The 8,742-nt window shown below is 29.8% G+C and carries 6 protein-coding genes, 1 pseudogene and 1 other annotated feature; of the genes and pseudogenes, 3 read left to right on the forward strand and 4 right to left on the reverse strand.

Features of this window, described 5'->3' with window-relative positions; genetic code table 11:
• On the forward strand, positions 1–802 hold an 802-nt coding region (locus ACTHW2_RS07720; RefSeq protein ID WP_442263371.1), incomplete at its 5' end, for a helix-turn-helix domain-containing protein.
• 110 nt (positions 803–912) lie between these two features.
• Here the strand turns inward: ACTHW2_RS07720 and ACTHW2_RS07725 are convergent.
• The 3 genes from ACTHW2_RS07725 to ileS form a co-directional block, all read right to left on the reverse strand.
• On the reverse strand, positions 913–1,434 hold the full coding sequence (locus tag ACTHW2_RS07725; protein WP_442263372.1) for a hypothetical protein: 522 nt from the start codon (positions 1,432–1,434) through the stop codon (positions 913–915).
• A 535-nt stretch (positions 1,435–1,969) separates the two neighbouring features.
• Complete coding sequence (locus ACTHW2_RS07730) at positions 1,970–3,208, reverse strand: GTPase family protein (protein ID WP_442263373.1); 1,239 nt, start codon at positions 3,206–3,208, stop codon at positions 1,970–1,972.
• Between the two features lie 104 nt (positions 3,209–3,312).
• Positions 3,313–6,417 (reverse strand): isoleucine--tRNA ligase, encoded by a 3,105-nt coding sequence (gene ileS, locus ACTHW2_RS07735; RefSeq protein ID WP_442263374.1) that lies wholly within the window; start codon positions 6,415–6,417, stop codon positions 3,313–3,315.
• Between the two features lie 43 nt (positions 6,418–6,460).
• Positions 6,461–6,675 (reverse strand) — a binding site (T-box leader).
• Positions 6,676–6,982: 307 nt separating this feature from the next.
• Between ileS and ACTHW2_RS07740 the strand changes: the two genes are divergently transcribed.
• Positions 6,983–7,600, forward strand: a complete 618-nt coding sequence (locus tag ACTHW2_RS07740) for a hypothetical protein (protein ID WP_442263375.1) — start codon at positions 6,983–6,985, stop codon at positions 7,598–7,600.
• Between the two features lie 37 nt (positions 7,601–7,637).
• Positions 7,638–7,934, forward strand: a complete 297-nt coding sequence (locus tag ACTHW2_RS07745; protein ID WP_442263376.1) for a hypothetical protein — start codon at positions 7,638–7,640, stop codon at positions 7,932–7,934.
• Positions 7,935–8,026: 92 nt separating this feature from the next.
• Here the strand turns inward: ACTHW2_RS07745 and ACTHW2_RS07750 are convergent.
• A pseudogene (locus ACTHW2_RS07750) lies at positions 8,027–8,742 on the reverse strand (NAD(P)H-dependent oxidoreductase); the annotation flags it as partial.

An 8,742-nucleotide genomic window follows, 5' to 3' on the forward strand; every position in this document is an offset into this window, starting at 1 on the left:
AACTTATAATATTATGAATGAATATAGAAAAGAAACACTTCGAGAAATAATAATGACACTTGTATCTAAAGGATATATAATTATGACTTCTGACAAATATCCAGTTTTAAAACTATCCAATAGTTCAAGAGCAGTTTTAAAAGGTGAAATAAAAGTATTTCACAAGAAGCACTTAATGGAAGCAAAGAAGGTTTCGAGATCTAAGTCTAAAACACACAAGGTTTCAGAAAACTATGATGGTGAACTATTCGAAAAACTTAGAGAATTAAGATATACTATAGCAAGTGAAAAAGGAATTGCTCCATTTATGATCTTCCATGACGCCGGTCTTAGAGAAATGGCATCTTTCTTTCCTATAGATAAAGATTCCTTTTTAAATATTAAAGGAGTAGGATTTAAAAAATACGAAAGTTATGGAGAGGACTTTATAAATGTAATAAAAGCATATGTTGAAAATAATAATAAGACTCCTTTAGACCTCTCACAAAAAGAGGGAGTAAGAGAAGACTTAAAAGAAAGATATGAAAAAACATACCAAGCATATTTAAAATTAGATAGTTTAGAAGAAATTTCAAAGGAAAGAAGTTTTACTATTAGTACAATTATAGAACATTTATCAAAATGTGAAGAAGAGGGAAGAACTGTAGAATGGTCTAGGTTTTTAAAATCGCCTAAGATAGAAGAAGATATATTGGATGTAATAAAAGAGCTTGGGGCAGAAAAACTAAAACCAATAAAAGAAGCTCTTCCTGAAAATATTTCTTATGAAGATATAAAACTTGTTATTGCAAAAAATAGTTAAGAAAATATTTGAAATTTAATTTAATAAGATTTGTAAATAAAAAAGAAACATAGATATCTATGTTTCTTTTTTATGTAAATATTTAACTGTATATACTAATAAGAACTACATTATGTATCTAATTCAAAGTAATATAGTATTTCACTATCTGTATCATAAATAGCAATTGTAAAATTGAATGAGAAACCACCCAGTAATTTTTTATCGTCTTTCATTTCTTTACCCTCTTCTTGCCTATCTATAAAAAAATAATAGCCATTATCTACAATTGGAATAAGTGAGTTTCCATCATCATCAGTTACAAATGGACCTGTGGAACCTGATAGACTTTTTTTGCCATATACAGCAGTATTTAAATTATTAGTTAGTGGTAAACTTCTCCATCCTTCATTATTCTCAATTATTTCAGTGACTTTATCTCCTTCCTCTTCACTAAACATTATTTCTACATAAGTAATACCATCACCATGGAAACCACTATGAGAATCTATACTTTTAGATATTATTCCATCTGATAAATTTATTCCTAAAGTCTTAGAAGTGTTTCTTATTGTTTTTTTTGAAGAACAAGCTGTTAATATTAAACTAATAGATAAAAATAACAATAAAATATTAAAATGCTTTTTTTTCATTTAAACCCTCCTAATATATATTTTGTTTTACTTCGTACTTTTCTACTGATATGACGCTATTTATAAAGAAAGCGTCGCTGTCATTCTGAGGAGCATAGCGATGAAGAATCTTTGTTTTGATCCTAAATCATAGATTCTTCGCGATGCTCAGAATGACAACATTAGAAGACTTAATTTCACATAATTCTACTAATTCAAATCAACTCTACTTGTTGATCGAAGAATTTAAGAAAATAAGGAATGACTTATGAAAGGTGCTTTTCCTTTCATAGAAGGACATTTTTCTTAAATTCTTGAACACATCTACTTCACTTTATATTACCAATATTCTCTAAGCAAACCTACTTAAGGATCAAAGAAATATTGAAAATAAGGAGTGACTTATGAAAGATGGTTTTCCTTTCATGGAAGGACGGTTTTCAATATTTCTTGAACCAAGCTTAGATTCTTCGCAAGCTCAGAATGACAACTTCACACTTTAAAACTTATCCTCACTATATACCATTATTATACTATCCTTTATTAGATTCTACATTTATTTTTCTATTTCTGGTTTTTTAATTTCTCCTAGGAAAAAATATGCCTCAGCAGATTTACCAATAGCATATGTTCCACTTGCAGCTATAGCACCAGAACCTGCCCAACCTACTATAGGTATTATTTTCATAAATTGATGGGCTACAGTTCTTAGACCAAAAGCTGCTCCTATATTTATTCCTGCTGCTGTAAGATATTCATAAGAAGTTTCTTTTTTAAATTCTCTACAAGAAAGTCCTCCTATTATAGATATCATAAGAAGTTGTAGGGGAGTTAAGACAAATATATCTGAAATAGGTATAGGAGATGCTCCTATAGTTCCAGATATCGTGGAAAATTTATTTATAATTGAAGTCGATAATCTTTTAAGCTGATCTTTTCTCTTTTGAGCTTGGTAAAAATCTATTATGGCTTCATCTGGTAAATGAGAACCTATACTATCTGATAAAGTTTCTATATTCCAAAGATCTCCTTTTAAACTACAAATGGGAACTATAGCTTTATATTCGTCATCAAATATTTTATATCCTTTAATAGACTTATTTAAATCTATCTTTTGTATTTCACGAGCATGGAGTATGTCCCTGGTCATATAGTCTAAAGCTTCTCTTATCAAATTAGACTTTTGAGTGTTTTCCTCCGGAGGCCAATTTCTTGGATTTCCTAAAGTATCTACTTTATTTAAGGCTACAATTGTGGGTACACTAACACCAGTTTCTTTTCTTAAATTATTTTTTATATCTTTAAACACTTTTAAATCATTGGACAGATTTCTAATCTCTGAAGCAGCTACTACATGAAGTATTATATCTGGCTTATATTTTATAATATCTCTTTTTAAAATCTCTACTGCGTCTTCACCTAGTGCACCATTTGGAGCAGTTGTTTCAAATATTCCTCTAGTATCTACTATAGACCAAGAGGCATATCTGTCTTCAAAGTTTATCTCATAACTAATAGATTCAGCTGTTGTAGGTTTTATATCCCCAACTTCTGAAACTTCTCTATTTGCTAGTGCATTTAATAGCGAAGACTTACCATGACCAGATCTTCCAACTAAAAAAATAACAGGAGGCCTACTCTCTAAAATAAGTTTATTAACTTCATCAAAAATAGGATCCATAACTTTTTGTTGAATAAACCTTTTAGCTTCTTTTGGAAGCGGTTTTGATACTGTCTCAAATAATTCATCTATATCATCAATTAACTTTTTAGTTTTGTTTTTATCTATAGCCATCTACATCATCTCTTTTCATTTGTTTACATAGTATTATACCCATTTAATATAGTTCTACATAAGTTTACAATTAAAAAGGGACAGATTTAAATCTGTCCCTTGTCTTACTTATCTAGTTTTTCTAATTTTATTCCTGTCATTTGACCATTTAAATCTTGTTCTTCTAGATTTTCATCTACTTTTTCTATCTCTTTTGCAAGAGTCTCAGATTTTATGAAATCATTGTATTCTTCTATAGCATTTTTCATAGTTTCTGATCCAGAATAATAAATATTTATATTATCTAATACATCATATCCATTACTTTTTCTTAGCTGCTGAATTTTAGATACAAATTCTCTTGCATATCCTTCTTTTAAAAGTTCATCTGTAAGTGTGGTATCTAGGATTACAAATAGATTGTTCTCCATCATCACATTAAATCCTTCTTTTGAAGATATAGTTACTTGTATAAAGTCTTTTGGAATATCAAAGTTTTCTCCATCTAAATCAAGTAGAAGTTTTTCTCCTCTATCTAACATTTCTACAGTTTCTTTAGCATCTAAAGTGTTTAAAACTTTTCCAAATGTTTTTACATGTTTTCCAAGTATTGAACCTGCTACTCTAAAGTTTGGCTTTAAAGAATAATTCATATACTGGGATAAATCATTTTCAAAGACTACTTCCTTTACATTTAACTCTTCTTTTATTAAAGGTATTAAATCACTTATTTTTTCTTCATATTTTCCATCTATCACTACTTCATTTAATGGTTGACGCACCTTTATTCTAACTGTTTCTCTTGACGCTCTACCAAGTCCTACTAGATCTCTTACTAGGTCCATTTTTTCTTCTAATTCAAAATCTATTAATTCTTCTTCAAGTTGTGGATAGTAAGATAAATGAACAGAACCTTCGTCTGTAAGCTTTTGGAATATTTCTTCTGCCATAAATGGTACAAAAGGAGCTACCATCTTGCAAAGTCCTACTAGTATTTCATAAGTTGTATTGTATACAGCCTTTTTATCATCATCTAGTTCTGTGGACCAAAATCTTCTTCTATTTCTTCTAATATACCAATTTGATAGATCTTCTATTACAAAATCTTGAATATCTCTTACAACCCTTGTAAGTTCAAATATATCCATATTTTCTTCTACATTCTTTAAAAGTGTATTATATTTTGAAAGTATCCATCTATCTATTTCTGGTCTATCCTTATAGTCTATATGGAAGTCTTTTGGATTTACTTCATCTGTATTGGCATATAAAGAAAAGAAGTTATATATATTTCTCATAGATCTAAAGAATTTAGACTCTACTTCACGAAGTCCATTTTCATCAAACTTTGTAGGTACCCAAGGTGGAGATACATATAATATATACCATCTTAAAACATCTGCACCATAGTCATCAAATAATCTAAATGGATCTAGAGTATTTCCTTTAGATTTAGACATTTTCTTGCCATCTTTATCCAATACTAAATCATTTACTAGTACATTTTTATAAGGTGCTTTTCCTGTTATAAAAGTAGATATAGCAAGTAGAGAATAAAACCATCCTCTAGTTTGATCTATTCCTTCACATATAAAATCAGCTGGGAAGAGTTTATCAAAATTGTCCTTATTTTCAAATGGATAGTGATGTTGTGCAAAAGGCATAGATCCACTATCAAACCATACATCTATTACATCTTCTTCACGAGTCATAGTTCCATTACATTTGTCACATTCAAGATGAATATTATCTACATATGGTCTGTGAAGTTCTATATCCATGTCTACTTCTTCAACAGCTCTTTCTATAAGTTCTTTTCTAGAACCTACACTTGTTGTATCTCCACAGTCATCACATTTCCATACTGGAAATGGAGTACCCCAATATCTACTTCTAGATATTGCCCAGTCATTTAGGTTTTCTAACCAGTTACCAAATCTCTTTTCCCCAACATAATCTGGATACCAGTTTACTCCTTTATTATTTTCTATAAGTTGATCTTTTAATTTTGTCATTTCTATATACCAAGATGGCTTTGCATAATAGATTAATGGTGTGTGACATCTCCAACAATGTGGGTAATTGTGTTCCATTCTTTGTTTTTTAAATAGTTTCCCATTTTCACGAAGCCACTTTATAATATCAGGATCTGCATCCATTACAAAACTACCCTCCCAAGGTGTTTCTAAAAATTTACCTTGATCAGATACTGGATTTACAACTGGAAGATCATATCTTTGTCCTGTATTATAGTCGTCTTCACCAAATGCTGGTGCTGTATGAACTATACCTGTACCATCTTCTACAGTTACATAATCTGCTACAGTTACATAAAATGCTTTTTTATCTACATTTAAAAATGGAATAAGTTGTTCGTATTCCATATATTCTAAATCCTTACCTGTCATTTCTTCTAGAATTTCATAATCTTCTTCTAATACGCTCTCAGCTAATGATTTTGCTAAATAGTAAACTTCTCCATCTTTTTTAGCCTTTATATAAACTAGATTAGGATTTACAGTTAAGCACACATTTGAAGGAAGTGTCCAAGGGGTAGTAGTCCAAGCTAAAAAGTATTCATCTTTATCTTTTAGTTTAAACTTTGCTATAACAGTTTCTGATTTTATTTCTTCATATCCTTGTGCAACTTCATGTGATGCAAGTCCAGTACCGCATCTAGAACAATATGGAAGTATCTTGTGTCCTTCATATATAAGTCCTTCTTTAAAGAATTTATCTAAGACCCACCATACTGATTCTATATAATCATTTTCAAGTGTTACATAAGGATCATCTAGGTCAATTAGATAACCCATTCTCTCTGTCATATCTCTCCAAAGTTTTTCATATTGAAATACAGAATCACGGCATTCCTTATTAAACTTTTCCATACCATATTTCTCAATGTCATGTTTATCTTTTAAATTTAATTTCTTTTCTACTTCTATTTCTACTGGCAGTCCATGAGTATCCCATCCTGCTTTTCTTTTAACCCTATATCCTTGCATAGTTTTATATCTACAAGTTAAATCTTTTAAAGTTCTTGCCATTACATGGTGTATTCCAGGCTTGCCGTTTGCAGTTGGCGGTCCTTCATAAAACACAAATGGTTTATTTTCATCTCTTGTTTCTACAGATTTATGAAGTAAATCTATTTCTTCCCAATATTTTGATATTTCTTTTTCCCGTTCATTTACCGGGTCATTTGATAATTCATTAAAGTTTTTCATCTCTTCCTCCTTATATTAAAAAATCCCTTAAGTCTAGCTAGACTTAAGGGACGAAGTTTTCCGTGGTACCACCCAAATTACAAAAAATATATTTTTTGTCTCTCAAATAGAAATAACGGTTCTTATCCGTGGCACCTTAAGTTTTCAGGTTCCATGCTCAAAGGTGATTTTCATAAAGTTCTTTTAATAATCTCTCAGCAAATGATTATCTCTCTTAAAAAAGATTTGCTTTATTACTCTTCTTTTCAACGCATATTTTGACTTATATATTAGGATACTCAATATCTAAGCTTTTGTCAAGAAAAAGTTCAATATTGAGTATTTTAATCTTTATAAACCTTTAAATTTACTGAATTCAATTATTAATTATTCTTTTACAAGATTATCATCCATCCATTACAAAAGGCATAAATTATTATATAAGTGAGTCTCACTATATTTAAATATATTTTTCTCTCATTTTCTTATATTTTTTAATTGTATAACATTCAGATGTATGTTAAAATATAAACACATGTTAAATATTTAACACATTTACAATATTAAAATAAAAGAAGTGTTTTTAATGTCAAAATTCAAATGTACAAAGATTCTATCTTTATTATTAATTATCTGTATAATTTCAAGTTCTAATTTAGCGGTAGCAAGTTCTATGGGGATATCAACCAATGACATTCCAAGTATCAGTAAAACTAAACACACCAAAGAATCAATTACTAATGAATTATATAATTTAGGATTTACAACAAGAGAAATTGAGGAATTATTTCAAGAATTTCCTTATGATGAAAATATCCCCCTTTTAGACTTAGATTCTGCTATCGGAATTTATGGACAGGATTTTGCTTCTGACAGTGATATACAAATGACCTTAGCAAATCATCCTGGTCAAAGAAAAAGAGTATCCTATAATATAAGCACTAATTGGGTAAAGGGGATAGGATATCCTATATCTATTGGGCATCTAGGATTAAGTTTAAGTAAAGCTCAGTGGGCCAAGATAATAATTAAAAAAGTAGGTTGGAAAATAACTGCACTAGCAGGGGCAATAGCTCTCGCTGTATCAGATATGTTTATGGGACCAAATGGTGTTAGAATAAATGTAACTTATACGTGGACCTATGGAGATAATTCCATGGTATGGTTTTGGGCCCCTACTGGATACTCAGCATTTAAATATTAATGACAGATATATTAATTTATAAAATGGAGGAATTACAATGAAAAAGTCTTTTATTTTTAAAGTAATATCTTATATTCTATCTACATTATTACTTATTACAGCTGTAATAAGTAATGTATACCTATTTAAAGGTAATATTTTTTCATTTAAACCTTCATACCTTGCCGTCTTTTGTTTAATATGGTCTATGTATTTAAGTCACATAACTGAAGATTGTGATGAAGAGTATAATGAAGATTGTAAAGAACTAAATAAAGCTAAAAAAATTATTTCATTACCTTTGTTTTTATATTTTTTAGCCTCATTTATATTACTGATTATATTTAATATTTAAATATAATCAGTAATATAAATGAGGAAGCCCTTTAAGTCTCACAAGGGTTTCCTTTTTTTAAAATGATTCTATGATAACTCTATTAGTCTTTTCTAAAACATTTCTTCTTGCATCTGTCTTAATTTATATATATAGCTTGTCTTATCTAACTCTACCATATCATATCTTATAAATTCACCTTTTTTTATATCTCTTTTAACCCTTGTTTTTCTATTTACAAGTCCTATAGGAAGTAAATTTTCTTCCTTAGCCTTTTCATATTCTTCTATTGTTCCAAGAACCTTATATTCACCTATACCATCTAGGTATTCTCCTTTTTTTAGATCTGTTTTAGCAAGTGTAACAACTTCAGAAACTGGCCTGTCTATAGGTGCTATAGTTGCCTCATTGTAAAAGTATGCATTTGCAACTGTTATAGGTGTTTCAAGACTTGTTAAGTGATATGGTCTATATAATACATAGTTTGGCCCATCACCCATAGAAAGATATTTCATCTCAGTATGAACCTGATGGAGTGAAGTTGAAACTACTGCAAATACACCAGGAGCTATGCCATGTACATAATCTACTACCCCTGTATTGTCTAGTACTCCACCTTCATCCTTGAATCTAAATATATTAGGAAGCTCATTTACATTTGCATGGATTCCATGGGCTCCTCTTTTATCCGGTATAAAGCCTGTTGCATTACTCATAGCTGCCATTTCTATCATAGTATTTGTACCATCTACAAAACTTGCAAGCCTTAAAGGTTTTAAGTTCTTTTTAAGGGCTGTCTCTCTTACAGTATCAGGATTGGCATCAAAAT

Source organism: Tissierella sp. (assembly GCF_052089545.1).
GTDB lineage: Bacteria > Bacillota > Clostridia > Tissierellales > Tissierellaceae > Tissierella_A.

Bases quoted from the DNA above. Each gene is read 5' to 3' on its own strand.
- ACTHW2_RS07725 (WP_442263372.1), bottom strand. From the start codon at position 1,434: ATGAAAAAAAAGCATTTTAATATTTTATTGTTATTTTTATCTATTAGT.
- ACTHW2_RS07740 (WP_442263375.1), top strand. From the start codon at position 6,983: ATGTCAAAATTCAAATGTACAAAGATTCTATCTTTATTATTAATTATC.
- ACTHW2_RS07730 (WP_442263373.1), bottom strand. From the start codon at position 3,208: ATGGCTATAGATAAAAACAAAACTAAAAAGTTAATTGATGATATAGAT.
- ileS (WP_442263374.1), bottom strand. From the start codon at position 6,417: ATGAAAAACTTTAATGAATTATCAAATGACCCGGTAAATGAACGGGAA.
- ACTHW2_RS07745 (WP_442263376.1), top strand. From the start codon at position 7,638: ATGAAAAAGTCTTTTATTTTTAAAGTAATATCTTATATTCTATCTACA.